Genomic DNA, 26,912 nt, shown 5'->3' with positions numbered 1-26,912 from the left:
GTTGCTGAGCCGGGGCCCATTCTTTTTGCGGCTGTCGGACACGCTGGGTCCCGGCTCGGCGCAGCAGCGTTGCACGCTGCAGCGCGTCCGGGACACGAGACCTCAGCTGAGAAAATTACCGGAACACTTCCGCCGATCGCCCGACGTTGCCAGGCGGCCGCGGGATCGCAGGGTTGGGATTCGGATTGCGCGGCGCCGGCGCCAATTGACGCGGCGGGGGCGGCGGCGAGCCAAAGCCGAAGAAATCGCGCATCGATGGCGCTGCCTGTGCCGGTTGCTGCGGCGCCGGTGGCTTCTTCGGCGCAAGCTTTGGCGGGGCGATCGCTGCGGCCGCACCCGGCGTACCACCATCGGGTGTCGTCGTGGCGACCGGCGTATCGCCCTTGGCCTGCTCGCGGCCGACTTCGCGGCGCGGCCAGGCATAATCGTCGGCGCGGCCGGCGGGCGCAGCCAAAGGCTCGCCCTTCACCATCGTCTTCGCAGCGAGCGCATCGACGGCGGCAGGACGTGAGCCCGGCCCACCCAGCAATTGATCGGTCGAGATCGAGGCCGCAACCAGTGGCACGATCGGGCCGGCCAGCGGCCGCGGCGCGGGCTTGCCGGGTTCGGCACTGGTGTCGGGGGTCGCCGGTTCGCTCGGCAGCGCGATCGGGCCGGAGCGCCCGGCGAGCAGGCGGGTGATCTCGCGTTCGACATAGTGGGCGAGCTTGCGCGCGCCGGGTTTTGTGAAATAGACGCCGTCACCGCTGCGGAGCTGACGGATCTGGCCTTCGAAGTCCGGGCCCTTCTGCAGGAAGCGGCCGGCCTCGTCGACAAAGCCGTCCCAGACGTCGACATAGGTGATGCCGGCCTTGGCCGCGCCTTCGCGATAGAGCGAATCCAGGAACAGCATGTCCGCGGTGCCCTTGGGACCGCGGATCGCGGGCAGGCCGACCCAGAGCACCGGCACGCCCTTGGACTTGAGGACGTTGGCGAGCTCCTCGATCTTCTTGCCGTAGAGTTCGACCCAGCGCTCGTCGCGGAATTCGTAGAGGCCGTTCGGGTTGCGTGCGGTCTTCTCGGGTGCTGCGACCGCCGGTGCGTCAGCGTTGTCGGCATCGTCCTGCGGCAGGTCGGCATCGGTCGGCTTGTCGTCCGGCTTCGCGGCGGTGTCGCCGGGCTTGGCATCGCCGGGCTTGACCGGTGGTTTGCCGCGCGCGCCCTTGTCGTTCTTCTTGTCCTTGTCCGTCGCCTTATCCGATTTATCGGGCGCCGCCGCCTCGCGGATCGCGATGCGGTCGTTGAGGCCGAGCATCACTACGATCACGTCGGGCTTCTCGCTCTCGAGGATGCCCTTCGCAGCAGCCGTCCAGTCCGAGGGCTCACCCTTGGGCTGGTACTTGATCAGGCCGGACGTGGTCTTGTGCTTGCGTATCACCCCCATGTCGGGCTGCTCGGTGTAGGCGTCTTCGAGACCATAGGCGAGCCAGTCGGCCATGGCGTCGCCGATCACCAACACGTTCCTGTCGGGAATGGTGTCGCGCTTGGCCGGCGCCGGCGCGCGCGAAAAGTCCTGACGCGGTGCTTGCGGCTGTTGCTGCTGGAACGGCGCGAAGAAGTCGCCGCCGAACCATCCGCCGCCTCCACCTCCACCTCCGCCGTTCCGCGGCGGAGCCGCGCGCTGCGGCGGGCCGCCGAAACCCGGGAAGTTGAAGAACTGCGCCGAGGCGGGTCCTGCGATCGAGACCAGAATCGCAAGCGCCGTCCCCAGCGCGATCAGCGGGCCGGTCTCGGTCAGCACCTTGAAAAAGGACTTCTTCGACATGCGATCTCGGCACGTGCAACGGGGATCGGGACACCCTCGAATTATAATAACGGAATCGGGCGCCAAACGGGCAGATTCTCTTTTCAGATTCTCTTCAGATACTGGGATCCTTAGATACTGGGATCCTTGGCCCAAGATTATTGGCCCATACACGGCGAACAGCCGCCCCGGTCAAGGCTGCCGGCCAAAATCCCTGTTCAGGGTTACTTTCGGCGCGATTTACCGCCCGCGCAGCCGGTCCAGCGCGTCGGAGGAGGCAAATCCATCCGCGGGGACCCCTATCGAGGCCTGGAAGTTGCGCAGGGCCTCCCGGGTCTGGCCGCCGAACTGGCCGTCTGGGGTGCCCTTGTAGAAGCCGCGCTGGGCCAGCAGCTGCTGCAGTTCCAGCCGCTCGGTCCGGGACAGCTCCCGTTCCTGCCGCGGCCAGGGCTGCACGAAGGGCTGGCCGCCGCGCAGGCGATCGGCGAAATGGCCGATCGCCAGCGCATAAGCCTCGGCCGGGTTGTATTTCATGATGACCCGGAAGTTCTGCAGCATCAGGAAGCCGGGCCCTTGGGCACCGGCCGGCGCCAGCAGATAGGCCTTCTCGGCCGGATGCGGGAAGGGCTGGTTGGTCGGGCGCTTGAGGCCGAGCTTCTCCCACTGCGCCATCGTCATCGCCTTGGCGCGGTCGGCCAGCATGTAGTTGAAGTCCTGGGGCACCACGACCTCGTAGCCCCAGGTCTGGCCGGCCTGCCAGCCGTCCTTCTTCAGATTGTTGGCGGTCGACGCAATCAGGTCGGAGGGATTGTCGACGACGTCGCGCCGGCCGTCACCGTCGCCGTCCACGGCAAAGCGCTTGAACGCGGTCGGCATGAACTGCGTCGGGCCGAAGGCGCCGGCCCAGGAGCCGCGCAATTGTTCGGGCCTGAGATCGCCGCGGTTGAGGATCTCCAGCGCGGAGAGGAATTCGTCTTTGAAGTAGGCCTGGCGGCGCCCGACGCAGGCGAGCGTCGCGGTCGATTGCAGCACGCTGCGGTCGCCCATCTGCGTCGAGTAGTTGGACTCGATGCCCCAGATCGAGGCGATGATGTAGCGGTCGACGCCGGTGGCTTTTTCGGTGGCGTCGAACTGCGCCTTGTATTTGGCCAGAACCTCGCGGCCTTTGGCGAGGCGGTTGTCGTTCACGAGGATGTCGAGATAATCCCAGATCGACTTGGTGAACTCCGGCTGCGAGTCCATCAGGTCCATGATGCGCAGATCGGGCGCGAGGCCTGCCGTGAAGCGCTGGAAATTTTCCTGCGTGATGTTGCGCCGTGCGGCATCGGGCCACATGCCTGCGACGCAATTGTTGAAGTTACCCGCGGCCTCCCGGATCGCGGCGGCTGTCATCAGCGGATGTCCGGAGGCGCCGTCCTCGCCGGTCCAGGGTTGAACTCCCGTTTGAGCGCCGCTGGGCCCGGGCGCTGCTTGCGAAGGCGCGGGGTTCGGGCCGGAGAAAATACCGCCGAACAGATTCGACAGACCGTTCTGAGCCTGCGCGCCGGCGGGAAGCGGGAACAGCAGGGCGGCCGCAATCATCGTCGCGCCGGTCACGGACCCGCCCCGTTTTGCCAGCCCTGCCATTGATTGCATCATGTCCACACCTGTCCGGCCAAAATCCGCCCTCAGGAGGCCTGGTTACGGTTGCCAACAGCTTAACAAAGGTGAAATTTTGATGGTGGCCTTTTTCTTAACTCTGTGAGGATGAGGCCCCACATCCGCCTTTGTTGGCGGCTGCAAACAAGCTAGCAAGATGCCATTGCTCCCTTCACGTGTTCCTCAGGTATTCGATCAATCCCATGAAAATCCGCAAAGCCGTATTTCCCGTTGCCGGCCTCGGCACCCGCGTCCTGCCCGCCACCAAGGCGATGCCGAAGGAAATGCTGACGATCGTCGACAAGCCGCTGATCCAGTACGTCTATGACGAGGCCAGGGAAGCCGGCATCGAGCACTTCATCTTCGTCACCGGCCGCAACAAAAGTGTCATCGAAGATCATTTCGACCGGATGTTCGAGCTCGATGCGACGCTGGCCGCGCGCGGCAAGAAGACCGAGCAGGACGTTCTGGCGCAGAACCAGCCCGAAGCCGGCGCCGTCAGCTTCACGCGCCAGCAGGCGCCGCTCGGCCTCGGTCACGCAGTCTGGTGCGCGCGCGACATCGTCGGCAACGAACCGTTCGCTGTGGTGCTGCCGGACGAACTCGTGCTCAATTCGCCCGGCTGCCTGAAGCAGATGATCGACACCGCCAGCAAGCTCGGCGAAAAATCCAACGTCATCGCGGTCGAGCCGGTGCCCGACCATCTGACCCATCAATACGGCATCTGCGGCGTCGGCAAACGCACCGGCAAGATGTTCGAGGTCGACGGCATGGTCGAGAAGCCGGCCAAGGGCACCGCGCCCTCCAACCTTTCGATCACCGGCCGCTACATCCTGCAGCCGGAGATCTTCAAGATCCTGGAGACCCAGGAGCGCGGCGCCGGCGGCGAGATCCAGCTCACCGACGCCATGATCGGCCTCGCCAGATCGCAAAAATTCTACGGCGTCGAGTTCGAAGGCGAGCGCCACGATTGCGGCTCCAAGCCCGGCTTCCTCCGCGCCAACATCGCCTACGGCCTGAAGCGGCCGGAGCTGCGCGACGGGCTGATCGCGGAGATGAAGAAGTATCTGGGGCAGTAGTCGCCGCACCTCCGGTGTCGTCCCGGCGAAGGCCGGGACCCATAACCCCAGGGAGTGGTTTGGCGGAGATTGGTCGTTCGGTACTGCTATCGGCCGCAACGATAGATTACGCGGTATGGGTCCCGGCCTTCGCCGGGACGACACCGAGGATGCGGTGATTGCGTGGTCTCAAACGTCGATGGCCTCACGCCACCAGCGACAGCTTCGGCAGGCTCGCGACCACCGACTGATTGCGGCCGCCGGCTTTTGCGGCGTAGAGCGCCTTGTCGGCGGCGGCGACCAGGAGCGGCCAGTCCATGCCGGTGGTGGGAACGAGGCTCGCGATGCCGCAGGACACCGTCGAGCTCGTGTGGTCGTCGGACCATCCCTGCACCTTGGTGCGGATCTTCTCGGCGACATCGAGGGCGTCCGTGACCGAGGTGCCCGGCAGCAGCACGGCGAATTCCTCGCCGCCATAGCGCGCGGCGCAGTCGCCGGCGCGGCTCACCGAATCGGAAATGCAGATGGCGATGCCGACCAGCACCTGATCGCCGGCCTGGTGGCCGAACGTGTCGTTGTAGGCCTTGAAGTGATCGGCATCGATCATCAAGAGCGCGATCGGCGTCTGCTGCCGCATCGCGCGGCGCCATTCGACGTCGATCACCTGGTCGAACTTGCGGCGGTTCTTCAGGCCGGTGAGCGCGTCGGTCGTCGCCATCTCCTCGAGCTTGCGCTCGGCCTCGGCGCGCCGGCCGATCTCGCGCGCGAGCACCAGCGTCGATGCCAGCATGAACAGGCTGAGCGCCAGGACCACGGCGCCGATGCGATAGGCTTCCCTCTGCCAGAGCTCGAACACGGCCTTCAGGGGCTTGCCTGCGACCACGAATAGCGGGCCGGTCCCACTGCTGCGGACATAGAGCCGCGGCGTGCCGTCGATCGGCCCCTGTCCGGCGAATGCGCCGCCGACCTTCAGATTTTCGGCCTTCCAGACCGGTCGGTCGGCCAGATTCGTGCCGATCACGTCGAGATCAAACGGCCGCCGCATCATGACGGTACGGTCGCGCTTGAGCACGGTGATGGTGTCGTCGGGATCGAGGCTCAGCCGCTCGAATAATTCGTGGAAATAGCTGAAGCGGATCGAGCCGGCGACGACGCCGAGGAAGCCGCCGTCGGTGTCGCTGATGCGCCGGCTCAGCACGATCGAATAGGCGCCGCGGAACAGCATCGGCCGGCTGATGAAGAGCCCGGCTTGCGGATTGTCGCGATGGGCCTTGAAGTAATCCTCGTCGCTCCGGTTCTCGGCAACGGGATCGAGCGTCGAGGCGTCGATGGTCAGCCGGCCGTCGGCGTCGAACACCTGGATCGCGCCGAAATGCCTCGCCGTGGTCGCATGGTCGAACAGGATGAGGTGACGGATCGGCTTCGAGACCGTGGCGATTTCCGGCAGCAGCATGTTGCTGGCGACCGCCTTGAGGGCCAGATCGTAGATCTCGATGTTGCGGCTGACGTCGGACTCGATGGTCGTCGCCAGGTTTTCCAGCGTCTGGCGGGCGAGCGCCTCCTCGCCGCGGCGCATGTCCAGCATGACGTTGACGCAAATGGCGGAAAAGCCGATCACCGTCACCACGGACGAGATGATCAGCAGCTTCGCCGAAAGCCGCCATGGCCGGCGGGCCGTGACGTCGCGCCATCGAGACAACATCGTTTGCTCCCGACACCAGTGAATGCGCCCGAAAGCTTGAGTAGTGTTTAAGCCGGGACGGCGCTGCCGGAATGAGTTAAAAATTGGTTTCCGCGGCTCACGTTTTTGGGCAAAGCGGGCCTTCGACCAGCGAAGAGGACAGCGGTGAACGACTACGACGCGTTGCGCGATTATCTGATGCGGCAGAAGCAGGCGGAATTCGTGCTGACCTATGAACAGATCGAAGAGATCATCGGCGCGGCCCTGCCGCGCGCGGCGAATCGTGCCTCATGGTGGGACAGCCTGCGCAGCCCGGACATCCAGATGCCGCAGCGCGAAGCCTGCCTCGCCGCGGGTTTCAAGGCGATGCGGATGCCGGACGGTGCGAGCGTGCGGTTCACGAAGCTGAAGAGCGACCGGCGGCGTCCAGTATCGTAGGGTGGGCAAAGCGAAGCGTGCCCACCACCTCTGTTGCAATGTTGGATTGATGGTGGGCACGGCGCAAGTACGCCTTTGCCCACCCTACGGGACCGGACTCGCGTTGAGATCAGCTCGCCGCTTCCAGGCGGACTTCCGTGAGCAGGCGCATCGCGGCGTCGGCGTCCATGGGTTCGCCGAAGGCAAATCCTTGCGCGTATTCGCAGCCCATCTGGTAGAGCTCGACCGCGTCGGAATCGGTCTCGGCACCTTCGGCAACCACGTCCATGCCGAGGTCGTGCGCGAGCGCGATGATGGACTTCAGGATCACCGGGCGGGTGCCGCGGTTGGTGGTGCGCACGAAGGACTGGTCGATCTTGATGGTGTCGAACGGGAAGCGCTGCAGATAGGCCAGCGACGAATGGCCGGTGCCGAAATCGTCGAGTGACAGCCCGGTGCCGAGCTCGCGGATTCGCGTCAGCATCTGCGCCGCGTGCTCCGGATTCTCCATCACCAGCGATTCCGTCAGTTCCAGCTTCAGCGTGCCGCGCGCGACCGAGGAGCGCGACAGCACGGTGCGGATGTCGTGGATCAGGTCGTGGCGCAGCAATTGCCGCGAGGAGACGTTGACCGATGCGAAGATCGGCTCGCGCGAGCGCATCGCGCGCTGCCAGATCGAGAGCTGCTTGGCGGTCTGGTCGAGCACGAACATGCCGAGGTCGATGATCAGGCCGGTCTCTTCCGCGATGGTGATGAATTCCGACGGCGCCATGCGTCCGAGCTTGGGATGATCCCAGCGCACCAGCGCCTCGAAGCCGGCGACCGAACGGTCTTCGAGCCGCACGATCGGCTGGTACAGGATCGTGAGCTCCTGCCGCTCGATGGCGCGGCGCAGTTCGCTCTCCAGCGTCAGCCGGTCGGTTTTTCGCGCGCGCATCGCGGACTTGTAAACGTCGATGCGGTCGCCGCCGATGCGCTTGGAGTGATACATCGCAAGCTCGGCGTCCTTGATGATCTCGTCCGTGAGCTGAACTTGCGGATCGGACAAGGCAAGGCCGATCGAGGCCGTGAGAAAGATCTCGCGTTCGTTGAAGGCGATCGGCGCGCGGATGGTCTTGCGGATCGTCTCGGCGAAGGCGGTGATGCGGGCGGGATCCTGCTCCGAGAGCAGGATCAGGCCGAACTGGTCGCCCGCAAGCCGCGCCAGCGTATCCTGCGGCTTCAGGATGCGGGTGAGGCGGCGGGCCAAGGTCAGCAGGATGGAATCGCCGACCGCGATGCCGACGGAATCGTTGACCTGTTTGAAGCGGTCGAGGTCGATCACCATCAGAGTCGGCCGCAGCGTCGGCATGGTCTTGGCGAAATGCGCGACGGCGCCGAGCCGGTCCATGAACAGCTTGCGGTTGGGCAGGCCGGTGAGATTGTCATGCACGGAATCGTGCAGCAGGCGCTCCTCGGCATTGCGCAGCTCGGTGACGTCGGTGAGGGTGCCGACCACGCGCGAGACCTCGCCGTCCGAGCCGACCACCGGGCGCGCCTTCAGCGCGAACCACATGAAGTGACCGTCCGGCGTGCGCAGGCGGAAATCCTGCACCAGGCGGCCGCGGCGCTGGTCGAGCACGCTGTCGAGCGCGGCGCGGAAACGGTCCTGGTCGAGCGGGTGCAGCACTTCCAGCCAGGAGGCGGCCGGACCTTCCAGCGTGCCGCGCTTGAGGCCGAGCAGGGCTTCGGTCTCGGGGCTGGTGAAGACCTTGTCGGCGGAAACGTCCCAGTCCCAGATCAAATCGCCGGAGCCGGCCAGCGCCAGCGCGCGGCGCTCGATGTCGGAGACGACGCCGGTGGTGGCGCCGCCGCCGGCGAACGCATGCTGCATCACCGTGAAGCCGATCAGCATCACGATCAGCACGAGGCCGCCGAGCAGGGCAGGGCCGACGATGTCGTTGGTGACGGAGCCTGCGACCGTCATGCCGGCCGCGACCACCCAGACCACCAGCAGGAACCAGGTCGGGATCAGCAGCACCGCGCGGTCGAAGCCGTGGGTGGAGAGATAGACGATCAGCGCGAAGCCGGCGAAGGCAATCAGCACCAGCGATATGCGCGCGATGCCGGAGGCCACCGCGGGGTCGAACAGGGCCAGCGCAACGAGAGAACCCAGGAACGCGAGCCAGCCCACCGTGATGTGGGAATAGCGCACGTGCCATCGACTGAGATTGAGATAGGCGAACAGGAACACCAGCAGCGTCGCCGCCAGGATCGCCTCACCCGCCGCGCGCCAGATGCGCTCGGCGTTGTTCGACATGTCGAGCACCTTGCCCCAGAAGCCGAAATCGACGCCGATATAGACCAGCACCGCCCAAGCCAGCGCCGCGGCGGCCGGGAACATGATGCTGCCCTTGACCACGAACAGGATGGTCAGCACCAGCGCCAGCAAGCCGGAGATGCCGATCACGATGCCCTGGTACAGCGTGAACGAGTTGACCTTGTCCTTGTAGGATTCCGGCTCCCACAGATAGAGCTGCGGCAGCTTGTCGGTGCGCAGCTCCGCGACGAAGGTGACGACGGCGCCGGGATCGAGGGTGATGCGGAAGACGTCGGCGGTCGGGCTCTCCTGCCGCTCCGGCCGGTCGCCGGTCGAGGGCGTGATGGTCGCGATGCGCGACAGCCCGAGGTCGGGCCAGAGCAGCCCCGAGGAGACGATGCGGTAATGCGGGGCGACGATCAGGCGGTCGAGCTGGTCGTCGGTGTTGTTGGCGAGCGCGAACACCACCCAGTTCTGGCCGCCTTCGCGGGCGCGCACCTCGATGCGGCGGACGATGCCGTCGGTGCCGGGCGCGGTGGAGACCTGGATGCGGTCGGCGTCGCTGCGCTGATGCTCGAGCACGCCGGTGAGGTCGATCGCGGGCGCGTCACCGCGGACGCTGACAGCGTCGAGTGCGCGCGCCGGGAACGCGCAGACGAGAATCATGAGGCCCAGCGCTATGGGCGCGAGGCACCTGATCAGACGCAAGGTCAGTTCTCCGCGTTCGACGCAAACTCTTCGGTGCAGGCTCTTCGGTGCACGGCGTTTTCCGAACGGAACAGGATGGTTCGGTGCGTCGCGATAGATGCCACGAAAGCAAGGAAAATCAAAGGGTTTCCGGCTTGCTCTGTAGGCCGCTGGCCTAGACCTCCAACACAATTTTGCCAATATGTGCCGAGGTTTCCATCCGCCGGTGCGCGTCGGATGCCTTTTCGAGCGGGAAAGTGCTGTCCATCAGCGGCTTGACCCGGCCTTCGCGCAACAGCGGCATCACTTTCGCCTCGATCGCGGCCACCATCGCCGCCTTGTCCGCATTACTACGGGGGCGCAGCGTCGAGCCGGTATGGGTCAGGCGCTTCACCATCACCTTGGCGATGTTGACGGTGACCTTGGGCCCGTTGAGGGTCGCGATCTGCACGATGCGGCCGTCGAGTGCGGCGGCGTCATAGTTGCGATCGACATAGTCGCCGGCGACCATGTCGAGAATCAGATTGGCGCCGGCATTGTTGGTCTCCGCCTTGACCACGGCGACGAAGTCTTCCGTCTTGTAATTGATGGCACGATCTGCGCCGAGCTTGAGGCAGGCATCGATCTTGTCCTGCGATCCCACGGTGACGATCACCTTGGCGCCGAACGCTTTGGCGAGCTGGATCGCCATGGTGCCGATGCCGGAGGAGCCGCCATGGATCAGCAGCGTCTCGCCGGCCTTCAGGCCGCCGCGCTCGAACACATTGTGCCAGACCGTCATCAGCGTTTCCGGCAGCGCACCGGCTTCCTTGATCGACAGCGACGGCGGCACGCTCATCGCCTGACCGTCCTGGGCGATGCAGTACTGCGCATAGCCGCCACCGGCGACCAGCGACATCACCTTGTCGCCGATCTTGTGCCGCTTGGCGTTGCTGCCGACGGCCACCACTTCGCCCGCGATTTCGAGGCCGGGCAGGTCGCTGGCGCCGGGCGGCGGCGGATAGGCGCCGGAGCGCTGCGCGACGTCGGGCCGGTTGACGCCGGCGGCCTGCACCTTGACCAGGATCTCGTCGGGACCGGGCTGCGGCAGCGCCCGTTGTTCCGGCACCAGCACTTCCGGTCCGCCGGGTTTCGAGATGGCGACCACGGTCATTTGCGCGGGCAGCTTGTCCATGATGTGTCCTTGAGCAAAGGTGCGGGATGGAACGAGGCCATTGCTTAGCCAGCGCAATGCAGGCTGGCAACCGCCTCAGCCGCTTGTGATGCGAACGCAGGAGGAACAAGGATGGCGATGGAAGACGACGACCGTCCGCGCAAGAAGATCAGCCATGACATCGGACAGGATCTTTCACTCTTGTCAGTGGAGGAACTGACCGAGCGCATCGCGCTGCTCAAGGGCGAGATCGCAAGATTGGAAGAAGCCACAACAAAGAAGCGCGCCTCGCGCGATGCGGCCAACAGCGTGTTCAAGTCGTAGAGCCACACAATAGCTGTCGTCCCGGCGGAGGCCGGGACCCATACGCCGGGCGAGCAGTTTTACGAAGACTCGGAGTTGCCGGCTCGCGAGACAACTGCTCCCTGTGGCTATGGGCCCCGGCCCCCGTGCGCAATTGCGCACTAGGCCGGGGCGACGGAGAGAGTTCGTTCCGCGGGCGCACTCGGCCACTGACCGACATGGCTAACGAACCCTCAAAATATTCGCTCGTTTACTCCACATTAAGCTTTCGAGTTTATGACTGGGAACTGTCCTTGTTTGGACACCGAGTGGCTCCTGTCCACTCTGTTTGACGCCTCCCTGTTATCAACTTTCAAAGCCGCCGGTTTTCCGGCGGCTCTTTTTTTGCGCCCGGCTCCGCCTTTTTGCGTCTCGCCGCGGTTGAATTTCGAGCAAAGACCCGCGGAAACCATATCCGCGCTTGTCACTGGACTCGGCGTCCCGCCCGCGCAATGATTTGTTCATCATAAGCCGGCGCCAAAGCCGGGCAGTCAGACAGTTGCGTAAGGGGCGTTAACCATGGAACGTTTGCAAGCCGAAGGCGCTCTCGTTCAACTCAGCGAGCGGTTCACCAATTCTGCGGCGTTCGGCGTCCTGTTCCGCGAGGGCATGGACCTGGTCGAGGAGACCGCGGCCTATCTCGATGGCGCCGGCCGCACCGAGGCCAAGGCGCTCGATCGCGCCGTCAGCCTCACCTATGCGACCGAGAGCATGCGCCTGACCACCCGCCTGATGCAGCTCGCTTCGTGGCTGCTGTTGCACCGCGCGGTGAAGGAAGGCGAGATGACGCTCGGCCAGGCCAACCGCGAAAAAACCAAGGTCAAGCTCTCCGCCGCCGATCCCGGCTCCACCGACAGCATCGAGAAGCTGCCGTCGCAGCTCCAGGACCTGATCCATCGCTCGATGAGCCTCCAGACCCGCGTGCGCCGCCTGGACACCACCATCCACACCCCGCCGGTCGATCATTCCTCGATCGGCAACCCGCTGGTGCCGCATCTCAACGCACTGAAGGCGGCGTTCGAGCGGTAAGCGCAGGTGCCGTAGGGTGGGCAAAGGCGCGCAGCGCCGTGCCCACCATTTTCTCGCAGAATCGCAACCAAGGTTGGTGGGCACGCTACGCTTTGCCCACCCTACGATTCTCGGCCTGGTCGAGAGCACATCCCCCAAAACAAAAAACGCCCCGGCTCTCCGGGGGCGTTTTCGTCTCCAGCCTTGCGGCCGGATCAATCCTTTTTGAGAAAGCCCGAAAACTTCTTCTGGAAGCGCGAGACGCGGCCGCCGCGATCCATCAGCTGGGCGTTGCCGCCGGTCCAGGCCGGGTGCGACTTGGGGTCGATGTCGAGGTTCAGCGTGTCGCCTTCCTTGCCCCAGGTGGAGCGGGTCAGGTACTCGGTTCCGTCGGTCATCACGACCTTAATCGTATGATAGTTCGGGTGAATTTCGGCTTTCATGGCAATTCCTCGGCGCCCCGGCGCCTCACTTGAGTGGCTATCGAATGACGGATTTGGCGCGGTCTATACCCCACGAGGCCCTGTAAAACAAGCCATTGCAGGGCCTTAGTAGGGGACCGGGCGGCCCCCTAAGGGACATCCCGGATTTGCCACTCCCGCTCGCCCGGCCTATCTGGAGCGGAGTAACTCTCTTTGTCTTTTGGTCGGATCTCATGAGCGCAGTTGAACGGCTTGAAACCGGGCCCGCGGAAGCCCCGTCGATCGAGGCCGACCTGATCGAAGCGCCGGCGAAGAGCCGCGCGAAGCTGCGGCCGCTGCTGGCGCTCGCGCCCTATGTGGCGCGCTATCGCGGCCGGGCGGCGCTGGCTTTCGTGGCGTTGACGATCGCGGCACTGACCACCCTGCTGGTGCCGGTCGCGGTGCGCAGGATGATCGATTTCGGCCTGACGCCTGAGGGCATCGAGCTGATCAACAGCTACTTCTCGGTGATGATAGCCGTCGTCGCCGTGCTCGCGCTCGCAAGCGCTGCGCGCTACTACCTCGTGATGACGATCGGCGAGCGCATCGTTGCCGATCTCAGGCGCGACGTCTTCGCCCATCTGCTGTCGCTGTCGCCGGCCTTCTTCGATTCCGCGCGCAGCGGTGAGCTGGTGTCGCGCCTGACCGCCGACACCACTCAGATCAAATCCTCCGTCGGCGCCTCGGTCTCGATCGCGCTGCGCAACCTGATGATGTTCTTCGGTGCTGCGGCCATGATGGTGATCACCAGCCCGCGGCTATCGGGCTTCGTGCTGCTCGCCATTCCCCTGATCGTGCTGCCGCTGGTCGCCTTCGGGCGCTGGGTGCGCCGTCTGTCGCGCAATGCGCAGGACACGCTGGCCGAGGCGTCCGCCTATGCGAGCGAGCTGGTCGGTGCGATCCGAACTGTGCAGGCCTATACCAGCGAGAGCCTCGCCGAGAAGCGCTTCGGCGGCGAGGTCGAGCAGGCTTATGAAGCCGCGCGCACGTCCACGCAGGCCCGTGCCGTGCTCACCGCCATCATCATCTTCATCGTGTTCGCAAGCGTGGTCGCGATTCTCTGGATCGGTTCGCACGACGTGCTGATCGGCACCATCACGCCGGGCCGGCTCGGCCAGTTCGTGCTCTATGCGGCCTTCGCCGCGGCCGGTCTCGGCCAGCTCAGCGAGGTCTGGGGCGAAGTCTCGGCGGCGTCCGGCGCTGCCGAGCGCCTGTTCGAGATCCTGCATGTGCAGCCCGACATCACAGCGCCCGCCTCGTCGCGCGCGCTGCCGGTGCCGGCGCGCGGCGAAGTCGGCTTCGACCACGTCAGCTTCGCCTATCCGGCGCGGCGCGACGTCAATGTGCTCGATGCCGTGTCGTTCACCGTGCGCCCCGGCGAGAAAGTCGCGATCGTCGGTCCGTCCGGCGCCGGCAAGAGCACGATCTTTCATCTCCTGTTGCGCTTCTACGATCCGCGCAGCGGCGCGATCTCGCTCGACGGCGTGCCGGTCAAATCCGCCGATCCGCGTGATTTCCGCTCCCGCATCGCGCTGGTGCCGCAGGAATCCAACGTGTTCGCCGCAAGCGCCCGCGACAACATCCGCTTCGGCCGGCCCGATGCCACCGACGCCGAGGTCGAGCGCGCCGCCGAGCTCGCGCACGCCGCCGAGTTCATCCGCCGCCTGCCCGAAGGTTTCGACACCCCGCTCGGCGAGCGCGGCGTGACGCTATCAGGTGGTCAGCGCCAGCGCATCGCGATTGCGCGTGCGATCCTGCGCGATGCGCCGCTGCTGCTGCTGGACGAAGCCACCTCCGCGCTCGACGCCGAAAGCGAGACACTGGTGCAGACCGCGCTGGAAGAGCTGATGCGCCACCGCACCACCCTCGTCATCGCGCACCGCCTCGCAACCGTCCTGTCGTGCGACCGCATCCTGGTGATGGACCAGGGCAGAATCGTCGAGCAGGGCACGCATGCGGAGCTCGTGGCTGCGAACGGGCTTTATGCCAGGCTGGCGAGGTTGCAGTTCGAGGGGGCGTGAGGCGGAGCAGTCCGGACTGCTGCCCCACTCACAGTGTCATCGCCCGCGCAGGCGGGCGATCCAGTACTCCGAGACCGTAGTGAGCAATCGAGAAGCTGCAGCGTACTGGATTCCCCGCCTTCGCGGGGAATGACAGCGGAGATTTTGGATTGCTCATCATGGGCTTCCGCAATTTCCGATAGGTCAGCCCACGCCCCTTAGCCGAGTGGATGGACCTTGCAGTTCCCCCAGATGTGGCGCCTAATCAGGTATCGCCGGCCAAAGGCTCGTCCGTAGGCGTCGGTGCCTGAGAGATGATTTGCGCTCCCGCCTCAACGGGAGTGCGCCTCATGGCCCAGCCATACAGCAAGGAAACTCTCGAACTTTTGGAGCGGGCGCGGCGAGCGATCGATGAGTCGATCCGGCTTCGCGAATACAGCCAGCGCGCGATCCGCCAAGCCGAAATGTGGCAGTTCAATCTTGAACTCCGCTTGAGCCGAGAGCGCGTCGCGGCGAGTGGGCGAACAGCGCCGATCATCGACACTTCGGCGATAGCGCCGGCACATTCGGCCATGGCCAGTTCTTCCAGCTCCCGTCCTCATCAACGCAGGCCGATGGCCCAAGGCCATTCGTCGGAGCACTCGTCGTCTTGACCGGCGTGGCCAACCGCTGGTCGACGTAGCTCGTCGAGACATATCCGGCGACGATGACGCCGAGCAGGACCGAAGATCCCTTGGCCAGATCGCTCAGTTTCATCGGTCATCTCCATCCGCTTGCCGGCGCAACTTCCGGGCACAACGACTAGCTGACGTCCCGGGATCCCGACGTGACGGGCGTCACGCCCGCCACATCATCTTCAGCACCGGCCGGCCCGAGGTCGGATTCACCTCGTCGCCGGCATGGGCAAAGCCGTTGCGTTCGTAGAAGCGGATGGCGCGGCTGTTGTCCTTGTTGACGAGCAGCGTCACGCCCCTTGGTGACAGGCGCTTGGCCTCATCGACCAGCAGCCGTGCCGCGTCCGTGCCCCAATGCGCGGGATCGACCACGAGCTGGTCGAGATAGCCGTCGCCGTCGATGGTGACGAAGCCGGTCAGCGCGCCGTCCTGCTCCGCGACCACGATCGAGGCCTTCGGCACCAGATCCCTACGCCAGCGCTCGCGCCACCAGTCCAGGCGTGCCGCGAAGTCGATCTGCGGATAGGCCTGCTGCCAGGTGCGATGCCAGAGGTCAATCGAGGCGGCCTCGTCCTCAGGAAGGTAGGGACGGAGGTGGAGGGCGCTCACTACCGCTCCGTCAGCTTCAGCTCGATGCGCCGGTTGCGCTTGTAGGCTTCCTCGGTGTTGGCGGTGTCGAGCGGCTGGAATTCGCCGAAGCCGGCGGCGACGAGGCGCTGGGCCGGCACGCCGAGCGTGACCAGATATTGCACCACGGAGATCGAGCGGGCGGCCGAGAGATCCCAGTTCGATTTGAAGTTCGGACCGTTGACCGGGCGCACATCGGTATGGCCGTCGACGCGCAGCACCCAGGGGATCTCGTTCGGGATCTTCTTGTCGAGCTCGATCAGGGCGGCCGCCAGCGTGTCGAGCTCGGCGCGGCCCTCGGGCAGCAGCACCGCCTGTCCGGTGTCGAAGAACACTTCGGACTGGAATACGAAGCGGTCGCCGACGATGCGGATGTCGGGGCGGTTGCCGAGGATGGCGCGCAGGCGGCCGAAGAATTCCGAGCGGTAGCGCGATAATTCCTGCACGCGCTGCGCCAGGGCGACATTCAGGCGAGAGCCCAGATCGGCAATTCGATTTTGCGATTCCTTGTCGCGCTTCTCGGAGACGTCGAGCGCTTCTTCCAGTGCCGCCAATTGCCGCCGCAGCGCGCTGATCTGCTGGTTCAGCACCTCGATCTGCGCCAGCGCGCGGGCCGAAACCGCTTTCTCGGAGTCCAGCGCCTTGCCGAGCTCGGAGGATTTGCCTTGCGCGTCGTTGCCGGCTGCGGCGAGCCCGTCGTAGAGGCCCTTGATGCGGTCGCGCTCGGACTCGGCCGAAGCGAGGCCGGCCTTCAGCGACGAGACTTGGTCGTCGAGCGTGAGCTTGCCGAGCTTCTCCAGCGACAGCAATTCGTTGAGCTGCGCGATCTTGGCGTTGAGCAGCTCCAGGGCCTTGTCCTTGCCGGTGACCTCCTGCGACAGGAAGAACTGCACGACCAGGAACACCGACAGCAGGAACACGATCGACAGCACCAGCGTCGACAGCGCGTCGACGAAGCCGGGCCAGTAGTTGAAGGAGGTATCGCTGCGGCGGCCGCGCGCCAGTGCCATGTCGCTAACCCTTCTCGGGCTGACGCGCGATGCGCTCCAGCAAGCGCCGGATCTCGCGGTTCTGCTCGCCCTGGCCGTCGGCCCATTCGCGGATCATCTGCTGCTCGGTCCGCATATGCGAGACCAGTGCCTGGATGGCCTCGGCGAGGCTCGCCATCGCAGCGGTGGTGCCGCGGCTGCCGCTGCCTTCCTCGAGCACCGAGCGCAAGCGCTCGACGACAGCCTGAAGCTCGCCGCTGGCAATGCCGCCGCCACCGCTGGTGGCGACAGCCACCTCGCCGCTGCCATATTCGCGCACGGTGGTGGCAAGCCAGTCTTCGAGGTCGGTGTAGAAACGGTTCTGCGCCTGGCTCGATTGCAGGTCGAGAAAGCCCAGGATTAGCGAGCCGGCGAGGCCGAACAGCGAGCTCGAGAACGAGATGCCCATGCCACCGAGCGGGGCGGCCAGCCCCTCTTTCAGCGTGTCGAACAGGGCGCCGGAATCGCCCCCGACCTTGAGCCCGTCGATCACCTTGCCGACCGAGCCGACCGTCTCGATCAGGCCCCAGAAGGTGCCGAGCAGGCCGAGGAAGACCAGAAGCCCGGTCATGTAGCGGGAGATGTCGCGGGCTTCGTCGAGGCGGGTCGCGATCGAATCGAGCAGGTGCCGCATGGTGGTCTGGGTGATCGACATCCGCCCGGTGCGCTCGCCGCCGAGGATCATCGCCATCGGTGCCAGCAGCTTGGGGTGGCGGGCGGGCGCAAGGCCGGGATCGGCGATGCGGAAATTGTTGACCCAGGAGACTTCGGGGTAGAGCCGGATCACCTGGCGGAAGGCCAGGATGATGCCGATGAACAGCACGCCGCCGATCAGGGCATTGAGCCCGGGATTGGCGAAGAAGGCCTGGATGATCTGCTTGTAGAGCACCACCCCCACCAGAGCGCAGAGCACCAGAAAGACCAGCATCCGCACCAGGAAGACGCTGGGCGAGGATAGCTTGGTATATTCGATGTCGATGGAAGAGCGGGGCGAGGCGCCTGGCGGCATGGCCGGTATCATCCGTTAACTTACTTGCGGGGCGCACTATGGCACAGCGCCAGCCCAAAAAAAGCGCCGGATGCGCCGATTTCGGGGAGAGCTGGGGAACCCAAAGCTGAAATCGGGCTTTGGTAAGGACGTACTTTCCAAATCGTCGGCATTCCACAGGTTCAGTTCGCACTTTTCCCCCGGCCGCCCAAGATCTGCCGCCCAAGACGGAGTCGTCGCATGAGCGTCGTGTCCGCGATCATCGGGACTGCCGAACGGGTGCCGCTGCCTGATGTCGTGATCCGCGCGGCGATCCAGCGCCTGTGCTCGCGCACGGTGACGCGGCTGTCCGCGCTGGCCGAGGCGGACGACGCCGCCTTTGCCGGGCGGATGATGCTGCGGCCGATCGCCGAGGACCCGGATGCCGGGCACGACGGGGTGCCAGCTTTGTTCTTTGCGAAGGTGCTCGGCCCCAACCGCAAATACTCCTGCTGCTTCTACAAGACCGACGCGACCACCTTGCGGGAGGCCGAGGAGGAGGCGTTGCGCCAGACTGCCGAGCATGCCGCTCTCGCCGATGGTCAGACCATCCTCGAGCTCGGCTGCGGCTGGGGCTCGCTGTCGCTGTGGATGGCGCGGCAGTTTCCGCACGCCAAGGTGATGGCGGTGTCGAGCTCGCAGGCGCAGCGTGCCCATATCGAGGAAGAGGCGCGGCAGCGCGGTCTGCCCAACCTGCGGGTGGTCACGGCGGACATCAACGTGTTCGCGCCCGACGGACAATTCGACCGCATCGTGTCGGTCGAGATGTTCGAGCGCGTGATGAACTGGCGCAAGCTGATGACGCGCCTGCGATCGTGGCTCGCGCCGGAGGGACGGTTCTTCATGCACATCGTCGCCCATCGCTCCGGCTCTCACCTGTTCGACCGGGCCGATCGCGACGACTGGATCGCGCAGCACGTCTTCACCGGCGGGCTGATGCCGAGCCATCACCTCGTCAGGCAATTCGACGATATCTTCACGGTCGAGAAGGAATGGTTGTGGAGCGGCACGCATTATCAGCGCACCGCCAACGACTGGCTCGCCAATTTCGACATGCATCGCTCAGTGATCGAGGCGGCCTTGCGCAACATCCATGGCGAGGAGACCGCCCTGCGGATGCGACGTTGGCGCTGGTTCTTTCTCGCGAGCTCGGGCCTGTTCGGTTATGCCGACGGAACCGAGTGGGGCGTCAGCCACTACCGGATGAAGGCGGCGGGGTAATTGCGATGTTCCGTCGCAGCACGCGGCGGTGGAACCGGACTCACAATCGGGTGAGGCGCAGAAAACGTCGTAAACCCAGCACCTTAGACCGTGTGACATTGGGCCGCCCGCAGCGCGCGTTGCGTCGCAGCAAGTCCCGTCTATTTTGACGGCATCGGCCGCGCGGAATCACCCAGAACGGGGTCCCGCGGCGCGTGATCAGTTTTCAACAATATCGGGGCACTTAACTTCATGTCAGGACTTCGCGCGCGATCGGCATGCGTTGCAATGATGCTCGCGGCCTTTACGCCGCTGTTGGCAGGCTGCGACGAATCCAGCTCCGCCATTTCAGCCGCCCAGCCCAACGACCCCGACGTCAGCATCGTCATCGTCAAGCCGCAGCCGCGCGCCGTGGTGCGCGAGCTGCCGGGCCGCATTGCGCCGACACGCGTCTCCGATGTGCGGCCGCGCGTCTCCGGCATCGTGGTCGAGCGCCTGTTCCGCCAAGGCAGCGAAGTGAAGGCGGGCGATCCGCTGTACCGCATCGATCCGCGTCCGTTCGAGGTCGAGGTGATGGCCAACGACGCCGCGGTCGCCAAGGCCGAGGCGGCGCTGATGCAGGCCCAGCAGCAGGCGCGCCGCATCGCCACGCTCACCAGCCAGCGCGCCGCGCCCGAAGCCGAGAACGAGAAGGCGATCGCCGCCGAACGCCAGGCTCATGCCGAGGTTGAGGGCCGCAAGGCCGATCTCGCGCGGGCCAAGCTCAATCTCGACTATGCCACCGTGCATGCGCCGATCGACGGCGTCGTCGGTGCCGCCCTGGTCAGCGAAGGCGCGCTCGCGGTCCAGAACGAAACCAATCTGGCCACCATTCAGCAGCTCGACCCGATCTATGCGGACTTCACCCAGTCGGTGAACGAGCTCAACCAGCTCCGCCGTGCCTTCGAGAGCGGCGATCTCGAGCGCATCGCGCCCGATGCCGCCAAGGTGCATCTCGTGCTCGACGACAACACTCTCTACTCGCTCGACGGCAAGTTGCTGTTTTCGGATGCCAAGGTCGACGCCAATACCGGTCAGGTGACCTTGCGCGGTGAGTTCCGTAATCCCAAGCGCGAGCTGCTGCCAGGCATGTATGTCCGCGTCCGCATCGACCAGGGCCTCGATAGCGACGCGATCGCGGTGCCGCAGCAGGCGATCCAGCGCAATGGCGGCGGCGGCAGCGAGGTGTTCGTCGTCAAGGACGACAACCATATCGCGGTGCAGCCGGTGCGCACCGGTTCGGTGCAGGACGGAATCTGGTTCGTCACCGAGGGCCTGAAGGCCGGCGACAAGGTCGTGGTCGAAGGGTTCCAGAAGTTCGCCGCCGGCGATAAGGTCAAGCCGCAATCCTGGTCGGAAGCGGATGCGACCGCCGACAACCGGCACGCCCAGAAGCTGATGCGGTAACGCGCTATGGCGAGCTTCTTCATCGACAGGCCGATCTTCGCCTGGGTGGTCGCGCTGTTCATCTGTCTGGTCGGCGCAATTTCGATTCCGCTGTTGCCGATCGCGCAATATCCGATCATCGCGCCGCCCTCGATCTCGATATCGACCAGCTATCCCGGCGCCTCGCCCGAGAACCTCTACAACAGCGTCACGCGGCTGATCGAGGAGGAGCTCAACGGCGCCTCCGGCATCCTCAATTTCGAATCGACCAGCGACTCGCTCGGCCAGGTCGAGATCATCGCCAATTTCGTGCCGGGCACCGATACCAGCGCCGCTTCGGTCGAGGTGCAGAACCGCATCAAGCGCGTCGAGGCGCGGCTGCCGCGCGCGGTGATCCAGCAGGGCATTCTGATCGAGGAAGCCTCCAGCGCGGTGCTCCAGATCATCACGCTGAACTCGACCGACGGCAGCCTCGACGAGGTCGGGCTGGGCGACTTCATGATCCGCAACGTGCTCGGCGAGATCCGCCGCATCCCCGGCGTCGGCCGCGCCACGCTCTATTCGACGGAACGCAGCTTGCGCGTCTGGGTCGATCCGGCAAAGCTGGTCGGCTATGGCCTGACCGCCGACGACGTCAACAAGGCCATTGCCGCGCAGAACGCGCAGGTCGCTTCGGGCAGCATCGGCGCAGAGCCGTCGACCTCGACCCAGCGCACCTCCGCGCTGGTGCTGGTCAAGGGCCAGCTCTCGTCCCCGGACGAATTCGGCACCATCATCCTGCGCGCCAATGCCGACGGCTCGACCGTGCGGCTGCGCGACGTCGCGCGCATCGAGGTCGGCGGCCTCAGCTACCAGTTCAACACCCGTCTCGACGGCAAGCCGACCGCCGGTCTGTCCGTGCTGATGTCGCCGACCGGCAATGCGCTGGCGACCGCGAGCGCCGTCGAAGAGAAGATGAAGGAGCTGTCTCGCTTCTTCCCGGCCAATATCGGCTACGAGATTCCCTATAACATCACGCCCGTGGTGGAGGCCTCGATCAAGAAGGTGCTGTCGACGCTGGTCGAAGCCATCGTGCTGGTGTTCGTGGTGATGTTCCTGTTCCTACAGAACATCCGCTACACCATCATTCCGACCATCGTGGTGCCGGTGGCGCTGCTGGGCGCCTGTACCACGCTGCTGCTCGCCGGCTACTCCATCAACATGCTCTCGATGTTCGGCATGGTGCTCGCGGTCGGCATCCTCGTCGACGATGCCATCGTGGTGGTCGAGAACGTCGAGCGCATCATGGCCGAGGAGGGGCTGCCGCCGAAGGAAGCGACGCGGAAAGCGATGTCGCAGATCACCGGCGCCATCATCGGCATCACGCTGGTCCTGATGGCCGTGTTCGTGCCGATGGCATTCTTCCCGGGCTCGGTCGGCATCATCTATCGCCAGTTCTCCGTGACCATGGTCGCCGCGATCGGCTTCTCCGCCTTCCTCGCGCTGTCGCTGACGCCGGCACTGTGTGCGACGCTGCTCAAGCCCGTCGCGGCCGGTCATGGCCATGCCAAGAAGGGCGTGTTCGGCTGGTTCAACCGCATGCTCGACGGCAGCAAGGAAGGCTATTCCCGCACCGTCGGCTTCTCGCTGAAGCGCACCGGCCGCTTGATGCTGGTCTATGTCGCGCTGCTCGCCGGCCTGTCCTGGGCCTTTGTCAACCTGCCCGGCGGCTTCCTTCCCGTCGACGACCAGGGCTTCGTCACCACCGACGTGCAGACGCCGTCGGATTCGTCCTATGGCCGGACCGAGGCGGTGATCGAGAAAGTGGAAAAATACCTGGCGCAGCGCCCGGGCGTCGACAACGTCACCTTCCTCACCGGCTTCAGCTTCTCCGGCCAGGGCATGAACACCGCGCAGGCCTTCATCACCCTGAAGGACTGGTCGGAGCGCGGGCCGAAGGATTCGGCGGCGGCGATCGTTGCCGACATCAACCGCGATTTGTCGTCGTCGATCCGCGACGCCAAGATCTCCGCGCTGCAGCCGCCGCCGATCGACAATCTCGGCAACTCCTCCGGCTTCTCGTTTCGCCTCCAGGACCGCGGGCAGAAGGGCTATCCGGCCTTGATGCGCGCCGCCGATCAGTTGATCGCGGAGGCCAATGCAAGCGCTGTGCTTCAGAAGGTCTATGTCGAAGGCCTGCCCGAGGCCGGCGTGGTCAATCTCGTGATCGACCGCGAAAAGGCCGGCGCCTTCGGCGTCACCTTCGAGGACATCAACAACACGATCTCGACCAATCTCGGCTCGAACTACATCAACGACTTCCCGAACCGCGGCCGCATGCAGCGCGTCGTGGTGCAGGCCGATGCCCGCGACCGCATGCGGACCGAGGACATCCTCAACTACAACGTCAAGAACAGCCGCGGCCAGCTCGTGCCGTTCTCGTCCTTTGCCACCGTGGAATGGGCGCGCGGCCCGACGCAGATCACAGGCTTCAACTATTATCCGGCGGTGCGCATCTCCGGCGAAGCCAGACCCGGCTTCACCTCGGGCGATGCCATCGCCGAGATGGAGCGGCTTGCCGGCAAGCTGCCGCGCGGCTTCGGCTATGAATGGACCGGGCAGTCGCTCCAGGAAAAGCTGTCGGGCTCGCAGGCGCCGTTCCTGCTCGGACTCTCGGTGTTCGTGGTGTTCCTGTGCCTGGCCGCGCTTTACGAGAGCTGGACCATTCCGCTCGCGGTCCTGCTCACCGTGCCGCTCGGCATCGTCGGCGCGGTGGTCGCGGCGATGCTGCGCGGCCTGCCCAACGACGTCTATTTCACCGTCGGCCTGATCACCATCATTGGCCTTGCGGCCAAGGATGCGATCCTCATCATCGAGTTCGCCAAGGATCTGCGCAAAGAAGGCAAGCCGCTGGTGGACGCCACCATCGAGGCCTGCCGCCTGCGCTTCCGCCCGATCCTGATGACCGGCCTCGCCTTCATCTGCGGCGTGCTGCCGATGGCCATCGCGCATGGGGCCGGCGGCGCCAGCCAGCAGGCGCTCGGCAGCATCGTGATGGGCGGCATGATCGCGGTGGTGATTTTGGCGCTGCTGATGGTGCCGGTGTTCTTCGTCTCGGTGCAGCGCGTGCTGGGCGGAGATCGGGAGAAGGCGGCGAAGAAGGCCGAGATGTACGGGCCGCCCGCACCGGCCAAGCTGTAAGGTGAGGCGTCATGCTCCGCGAAGGCGGGGCATCCAGCACGCCGCGGCCTTTCCGTACCCAACAAACGTCTCTGGGATACTGGATCATCCGCCTTCGCGAATGATGACAGTCGTTTTTCCTCTGGTGAGAGGCGGCCACTGAACGCTGGATCGGTCGGCTTGCTTTCTCTGGAGCATCAATTCAGACTGCATCCCTGGATTGAAAGAACGTATTCGCTCCACGCCGCGAATGCACAGGCACCCTGCCGATCGAAAGCATGTCATGCGTCCGAGCGAAATTGCGATCTCGAACTATCGCTCCATTCGGCGGCTCTCCATACCCATCCATCCCCTGTCGGTGTTTGTCGGCGAAAATGGAGTCGGCAAGTCCAATCTCTACAAGTCCTTGTCGCTGTTGCGCGACGCGGCGACCGGTCAAATCACCCGCACGATCGCCGATGAAGGCGGATTGAATTCGGTCTGCTGGTCCGGCCTACGCAAACGAGGCGAAGATGGGCGGCTGCGGCTGTCGGCCACATTCGATAGCATGAGATATTTCATCGAGCTCGGGTTTCCCAGCCCGCTTCAGGCCGCGTTTTCCGGCGAGCCGATGATCAAGACCGAAATGATCGAGGCGACGCGCGGCAAACGCACGGTCAAGCTGATGGAGCGGGTCAATTCGCTCATCAGCGTCCGCGGCGAGAGTGGCGCCTGGATCGCTCACAAGGATGCGGTGCTGCCGTCAGAGACCGCGCTTGCGGCTTTTTCCGATGGCAAGCAATGCCCGGAAATCGACCTGATCAGAAATGCAATGCTGGGCTGGCGCTTCTATCATGACTTCCGCACGGATCCTGCGTCACCGATACGAAAGCCTTGTCTCGCGATCGCAACGCCCTCGCTTAGCGCCGATGGCATCGATTTGGCTGCCACCCTGGCGACCCTCTACGTCATTCGGGAAGACGCCAACGACCTGCAGGACGCGATCCAGGATGCATTCCCGGGCGCCGAACTCCGCGCATGGGAAGAAAATGGCAGGTGTGAATTCGATCTGCAATTGCCGGATATGCCGCGGCCGTTCAGGGCTCACGAATTGTCCGATGGGACGCTGAAATACATTTGCCTGCTCGCGGTGTTCATGGGCTATCGGCTGCCGCCGTTCATCGCGCTGAACGAACCCGAGACCAGCCTGCATCCGTCGCTGCTGGCGCCGCTGGCCCGTCTCATCGCCAAGGCATCGCACCGCGCCGACATCTGGATCGTCACCCATTCGGAACAGCTGATGGACGCACTGCGAAGCGAGAGTTCGGTCCCGCTCCGCCGGGTGATCAAGTCGAAAGGCGCCACGGCGATCGAGGGCCTGACCATCGGCGGTGAATATCGCGACGATGAAGACGACGAGGACGTCGATTAGCCGTTGTAGATCGCGTCGTCCTGCTACTGCGCCGGCTTCCTCAAAATCTTCACCAACTCCCCGTGCACGAATTCATTCCCGCACACGACATTGCCCGTCACCAGCGCATCGCCCGGCGTATCGATGTCGGTGATCGTGCCGCCCGCTTCGCGCAGCATGATCATGCCTGCCGCGATGTCCCAGGATTGCAAATTGCGCTCCCAATAGCCGTCGAGACGGCCGGCGGCGACGAAGGCCAGATCGAGGGAGGCGGCGCCAAAGCGGCGCAGGCCGGCGACGCGCTCCTGCATCGCGGTCATCTCGCGGCGGAATTCCTCGTGGTCGCCGCGGCCGATATGGGGCAGTCCGCAGGCCACCACGCATTCGTTGAGCTGGCGGCGGCCGGCCACGCGCAGGCGCTGGTCGTTGAGGAAGGCGCCCTTGCCGCGCTCGGCAATGTAGAGCTCGTCATTGGCTGGATTGTAGATCACGCCGGCGATGATCGTGCCTTCGCGCGAAAGCCCGATCGAGATCGCGAATTGCGGGATGCCGTGCAGGAAGTTGGTGGTGCCGTCGAGCGGATCGACGATCCAGGTGTGGCTCTTGTCGGAGCCCTCGCGCGTGCCGCCTTCCTCGCCGATGAAGCCGTAGCCAGGGCGCGCCTTGGCGAGGTCCTGATAGAGGATCTCCTCGGCGCGCTTGTCGGCCAGCGAGACGAAATTCGCCGGTCCCTTCAGCGAGACCTGCAGATGTTCGATCTCGCCGAGATCGCGCTTGAGGCTGCGGCCGGCGCGACGCGCGGCCTTGACCATGACGTTGATAGTTGCGGAATACAGCATGAGCTCTGGTCTTGATCGGGGGAAATGGCGCGAAATCGCACCTGTTTGAGGGATGGGGTGCCCTGCGAGGGGGCCAACGTCAAGTCATTGCTTCAGTTCATTCGGCGCCAAGTCATTTGGTCCCGAGCCATTTCCTGGCGGCGGCCTCGGCCTTGGCCCGGTCCTCGGCCGGCAGATCGGACATTTGCTTGTCCAGCTCCGGATCGCCCTTGCCGGCGGTCTTGGCCACCAGGTGCCATTTGAAGCCCTCGACCTTGTCCACGGCCGTGCCCATGCCGTTGATCAGCACCCAGGCCAGCCGGTTCTGCGCGATCGCGCTGCCCTGGCGGGAGGCCTTGCGGAGCAGAGCTACGGCCGCCGGCTGGTTCTTCGGCGTGCCGGTGCCGTTGAACAGTGCGATGGCGTATTCGACCTCGGCATCGACATTGTCGGTCAGAGTGGCGACCTGAAGCAGACGCACCGCCCGTTCCAGATCCTTCGGCACGCCAGTGCCTTCCTTGTAGAAGGTCGCGAGCGCGTATTGCGCCTCGGGCAGGCCGGCATCAGCGGCCTGGCGCAGCAGCTCGGCGGAGCGTTTGACGTCCTGCGGCAGGGTCTGCCCGTCGAGATAGAGCAGCGCGAGGTTATAGGCCGCCTTGGGCTCGCCGAGCTTGGCGGCGGAGGCCATCAGCTTGACCGCCTCGTTCTTGTCGACCGGGCCGCCACGGCCGGAGATCCTCAGCATGGCGAGCGCGAACATCGCCTCGCGGTCGCCGGCGTCGGAGGCGCGCTTGTACCATTGCAGCGCCTTGGCGTAGTCGCGCCGGATGCCCATGGCATTGGAATAGAGCTCACCCAGCATGGTCATTGCCTTGGCATCGCCGGTTTCGGCACGGGCCGTGGCGAGATCGAAGGCGGTCTTGTACTGGCCGCGCTGATAGGCGCCGTACACCAGATCGACGTTGGGATTGTCGGTCGGAGGCGCCGGGATCACGGTCGCGGCCGGGGCGGGCTTGGGGGACGCTGAAGGCTTGGGG

The 26,912-nt window shown here is 65.1% G+C and carries 21 protein-coding genes; 9 read left to right on the top strand and 12 right to left on the bottom strand.

Translation table 11 applies throughout. The annotated features are described in order from the left end of the window. Positions 1–115: 115 nt before the first annotated feature. Positions 116–1,804 (bottom strand): SGNH family hydrolase, encoded by a 1,689-nt coding sequence (locus GWG67_RS26050; protein ID WP_275172245.1) that lies wholly within the window; start codon positions 1,802–1,804, stop codon positions 116–118. Positions 1,805–2,023: 219 nt separating this feature from the next. Then, complete coding sequence (locus tag GWG67_RS26045) at positions 2,024–3,421, bottom strand: lytic murein transglycosylase (RefSeq protein ID WP_275172244.1); 1,398 nt, start codon at positions 3,419–3,421, stop codon at positions 2,024–2,026. 203 nt (positions 3,422–3,624) lie between these two features. Between GWG67_RS26045 and GWG67_RS26040 the strand changes: the two genes are divergently transcribed. Further along, complete coding sequence (locus GWG67_RS26040) at positions 3,625–4,500, top strand: UTP--glucose-1-phosphate uridylyltransferase (protein WP_007599884.1); 876 nt, start codon at positions 3,625–3,627, stop codon at positions 4,498–4,500. A 184-nt stretch (positions 4,501–4,684) separates the two neighbouring features. On the opposite strand, the gene GWG67_RS26035 is transcribed toward GWG67_RS26040, so the two are convergent. Further along, positions 4,685–6,181, bottom strand: coding sequence for a diguanylate cyclase (locus GWG67_RS26035; RefSeq protein WP_275172243.1), 1,497 nt, complete (start codon positions 6,179–6,181; stop codon positions 4,685–4,687). 144 nt (positions 6,182–6,325) lie between these two features. Here GWG67_RS26035 and GWG67_RS26030 point away from each other — a divergent pair, with 144 nt between their 5' ends. Beyond that, positions 6,326–6,598 carry a hypothetical protein gene (locus GWG67_RS26030; RefSeq protein ID WP_007599886.1) on the top strand — a complete coding sequence of 91 codons (273 nt, stop codon included), beginning with the start codon at positions 6,326–6,328 and terminating at the stop codon, positions 6,596–6,598. Positions 6,599–6,707: 109 nt separating this feature from the next. Here the strand turns inward: GWG67_RS26030 and GWG67_RS26025 are convergent, their stop codons facing one another. Beyond that, complete coding sequence (locus GWG67_RS26025; protein ID WP_275172242.1) at positions 6,708–9,584, bottom strand: EAL domain-containing protein; 2,877 nt, start codon at positions 9,582–9,584, stop codon at positions 6,708–6,710. Between the two features lie 154 nt (positions 9,585–9,738). Continuing rightward, positions 9,739–10,737: an NAD(P)H-quinone oxidoreductase gene (locus tag GWG67_RS26020; RefSeq protein WP_007605500.1), complete on the bottom strand. Its 999-nt coding sequence runs from the start codon at positions 10,735–10,737 to the stop codon at positions 9,739–9,741. 111 nt (positions 10,738–10,848) lie between these two features. Here GWG67_RS26020 and GWG67_RS26015 point away from each other — a divergent pair, with 111 nt between their 5' ends. After that, positions 10,849–11,040, top strand: a complete 192-nt coding sequence (locus GWG67_RS26015) for a DUF1192 domain-containing protein (RefSeq protein ID WP_275172241.1) — start codon at positions 10,849–10,851, stop codon at positions 11,038–11,040. Between the two features lie 537 nt (positions 11,041–11,577). Continuing rightward, the gene (locus GWG67_RS26010; protein ID WP_007599893.1) at positions 11,578–12,087 is read left to right on the top strand and encodes a DUF1465 family protein; all 510 of its coding nucleotides are present in this window, start codon (positions 11,578–11,580) and stop codon (positions 12,085–12,087) included. A 194-nt stretch (positions 12,088–12,281) separates the two neighbouring features. Here the strand turns inward: GWG67_RS26010 and rpmE are convergent, their stop codons facing one another. After that, a complete protein-coding gene (gene rpmE, locus GWG67_RS26005; protein ID WP_007599895.1) occupies positions 12,282–12,509 on the bottom strand; it encodes a 50S ribosomal protein L31 in 228 nt (75 codons plus the stop codon). Positions 12,510–12,721: 212 nt separating this feature from the next. Here rpmE and GWG67_RS26000 point away from each other — a divergent pair, with 212 nt between their 5' ends. After that, the gene (locus GWG67_RS26000) at positions 12,722–14,548 is read left to right on the top strand and encodes an ABC transporter ATP-binding protein/permease (protein ID WP_275172240.1); all 1,827 of its coding nucleotides are present in this window, start codon (positions 12,722–12,724) and stop codon (positions 14,546–14,548) included. A 513-nt stretch (positions 14,549–15,061) separates the two neighbouring features. Here the strand turns inward: GWG67_RS26000 and GWG67_RS25995 are convergent. From GWG67_RS25995 to GWG67_RS25980, 4 genes are all read right to left on the bottom strand, one after another. Next, positions 15,062–15,283 carry a hypothetical protein gene (locus tag GWG67_RS25995; protein WP_027570257.1) on the bottom strand — a complete coding sequence of 74 codons (222 nt, stop codon included), beginning with the start codon at positions 15,281–15,283 and terminating at the stop codon, positions 15,062–15,064. Between the two features lie 80 nt (positions 15,284–15,363). Further along, complete coding sequence (locus GWG67_RS25990) at positions 15,364–15,810, bottom strand: GNAT family N-acetyltransferase (RefSeq protein ID WP_275172239.1); 447 nt, start codon at positions 15,808–15,810, stop codon at positions 15,364–15,366. Then, positions 15,810–16,838 carry a peptidoglycan -binding protein gene (locus GWG67_RS25985; protein ID WP_275172238.1) on the bottom strand — a complete coding sequence of 343 codons (1,029 nt, stop codon included), beginning with the start codon at positions 16,836–16,838 and terminating at the stop codon, positions 15,810–15,812. The genes GWG67_RS25990 and GWG67_RS25985 overlap by 1 nt, the downstream gene beginning before the upstream one ends. 4 nt (positions 16,839–16,842) lie before the next feature. Beyond that, the gene (locus GWG67_RS25980; RefSeq protein WP_275172237.1) at positions 16,843–17,865 is read right to left on the bottom strand and encodes a flagellar motor protein MotA; all 1,023 of its coding nucleotides are present in this window, start codon (positions 17,863–17,865) and stop codon (positions 16,843–16,845) included. Positions 17,866–18,084: 219 nt separating this feature from the next. Here GWG67_RS25980 and GWG67_RS25975 point away from each other — a divergent pair, with 219 nt between their 5' ends. The 4 genes from GWG67_RS25975 (at position 18,085) to GWG67_RS25960 (ending at position 25,078) form a co-directional block, all read left to right on the top strand. After that, positions 18,085–19,104 (top strand): cyclopropane-fatty-acyl-phospholipid synthase family protein, encoded by a 1,020-nt coding sequence (locus GWG67_RS25975; protein WP_275172236.1) that lies wholly within the window; start codon positions 18,085–18,087, stop codon positions 19,102–19,104. Positions 19,105–19,335: 231 nt separating this feature from the next. Next, on the top strand, positions 19,336–20,529 hold the full coding sequence (locus GWG67_RS25970; protein WP_275172235.1) for an efflux RND transporter periplasmic adaptor subunit: 1,194 nt from the start codon (positions 19,336–19,338) through the stop codon (positions 20,527–20,529). Between the two features lie 6 nt (positions 20,530–20,535). Continuing rightward, the gene (locus GWG67_RS25965) at positions 20,536–23,688 is read left to right on the top strand and encodes an efflux RND transporter permease subunit (RefSeq protein WP_275172233.1); all 3,153 of its coding nucleotides are present in this window, start codon (positions 20,536–20,538) and stop codon (positions 23,686–23,688) included. 262 nt (positions 23,689–23,950) lie between these two features. Beyond that, positions 23,951–25,078, top strand: a complete 1,128-nt coding sequence (locus tag GWG67_RS25960) for an AAA family ATPase (protein ID WP_275172232.1) — start codon at positions 23,951–23,953, stop codon at positions 25,076–25,078. Positions 25,079–25,101: 23 nt separating this feature from the next. Here the strand turns inward: GWG67_RS25960 and GWG67_RS25955 are convergent, their stop codons facing one another. Then, positions 25,102–25,896: an inositol monophosphatase family protein gene (locus tag GWG67_RS25955; protein WP_275172231.1), complete on the bottom strand. Its 795-nt coding sequence runs from the start codon at positions 25,894–25,896 to the stop codon at positions 25,102–25,104. Between the two features lie 112 nt (positions 25,897–26,008). Continuing rightward, the coding region (locus GWG67_RS25950) for a tetratricopeptide repeat protein (RefSeq protein ID WP_275172230.1) at positions 26,009–26,912 on the bottom strand (904 nt) is incomplete at its 5' end.

Source organism: Bradyrhizobium sp. CSS354, assembly GCF_029051725.1.
Lineage (GTDB): Bacteria > Pseudomonadota > Alphaproteobacteria > Rhizobiales > Xanthobacteraceae > Bradyrhizobium.
The sequence above is the reverse complement of the archived record's forward strand: the minus strand, read 5'-3'. Positions and strand labels throughout refer to the sequence as shown.

What these genes read in the sequence shown, in the direction of transcription:
- GWG67_RS26050 (WP_275172245.1), bottom strand. Translation starts at nt 1,804, where the DNA reads ATGTCGAAGAAGTCCTTTTTCAAGGTGCTGACCGAGACCGGCCCGCTG.
- GWG67_RS26045 (WP_275172244.1), bottom strand. Translation starts at nt 3,421, where the DNA reads ATGATGCAATCAATGGCAGGGCTGGCAAAACGGGGCGGGTCCGTGACC.
- GWG67_RS26040 (WP_007599884.1), top strand. Translation starts at nt 3,625, where the DNA reads ATGAAAATCCGCAAAGCCGTATTTCCCGTTGCCGGCCTCGGCACCCGC.
- GWG67_RS26035 (WP_275172243.1), bottom strand. Translation starts at nt 6,181, where the DNA reads ATGTTGTCTCGATGGCGCGACGTCACGGCCCGCCGGCCATGGCGGCTT.
- GWG67_RS26020 (WP_007605500.1), bottom strand. Translation starts at nt 10,737, where the DNA reads ATGGACAAGCTGCCCGCGCAAATGACCGTGGTCGCCATCTCGAAACCC.
- GWG67_RS26015 (WP_275172241.1), top strand. Translation starts at nt 10,849, where the DNA reads ATGGCGATGGAAGACGACGACCGTCCGCGCAAGAAGATCAGCCATGAC.
- GWG67_RS26010 (WP_007599893.1), top strand. Translation starts at nt 11,578, where the DNA reads ATGGAACGTTTGCAAGCCGAAGGCGCTCTCGTTCAACTCAGCGAGCGG.
- rpmE (WP_007599895.1), bottom strand. Translation starts at nt 12,509, where the DNA reads ATGAAAGCCGAAATTCACCCGAACTATCATACGATTAAGGTCGTGATG.
- GWG67_RS26000 (WP_275172240.1), top strand. Translation starts at nt 12,722, where the DNA reads ATGAGCGCAGTTGAACGGCTTGAAACCGGGCCCGCGGAAGCCCCGTCG.
- GWG67_RS25995 (WP_027570257.1), bottom strand. Translation starts at nt 15,283, where the DNA reads ATGAAACTGAGCGATCTGGCCAAGGGATCTTCGGTCCTGCTCGGCGTC.
- GWG67_RS25985 (WP_275172238.1), bottom strand. Translation starts at nt 16,838, where the DNA reads ATGGCACTGGCGCGCGGCCGCCGCAGCGATACCTCCTTCAACTACTGG.
- GWG67_RS25980 (WP_275172237.1), bottom strand. Translation starts at nt 17,865, where the DNA reads ATGCCGCCAGGCGCCTCGCCCCGCTCTTCCATCGACATCGAATATACC.
- GWG67_RS25975 (WP_275172236.1), top strand. Translation starts at nt 18,085, where the DNA reads ATGAGCGTCGTGTCCGCGATCATCGGGACTGCCGAACGGGTGCCGCTG.
- GWG67_RS25970 (WP_275172235.1), top strand. Translation starts at nt 19,336, where the DNA reads ATGTCAGGACTTCGCGCGCGATCGGCATGCGTTGCAATGATGCTCGCG.
- GWG67_RS25965 (WP_275172233.1), top strand. Translation starts at nt 20,536, where the DNA reads ATGGCGAGCTTCTTCATCGACAGGCCGATCTTCGCCTGGGTGGTCGCG.
- GWG67_RS25960 (WP_275172232.1), top strand. Translation starts at nt 23,951, where the DNA reads ATGCGTCCGAGCGAAATTGCGATCTCGAACTATCGCTCCATTCGGCGG.
- GWG67_RS25955 (WP_275172231.1), bottom strand. Translation starts at nt 25,896, where the DNA reads ATGCTGTATTCCGCAACTATCAACGTCATGGTCAAGGCCGCGCGTCGC.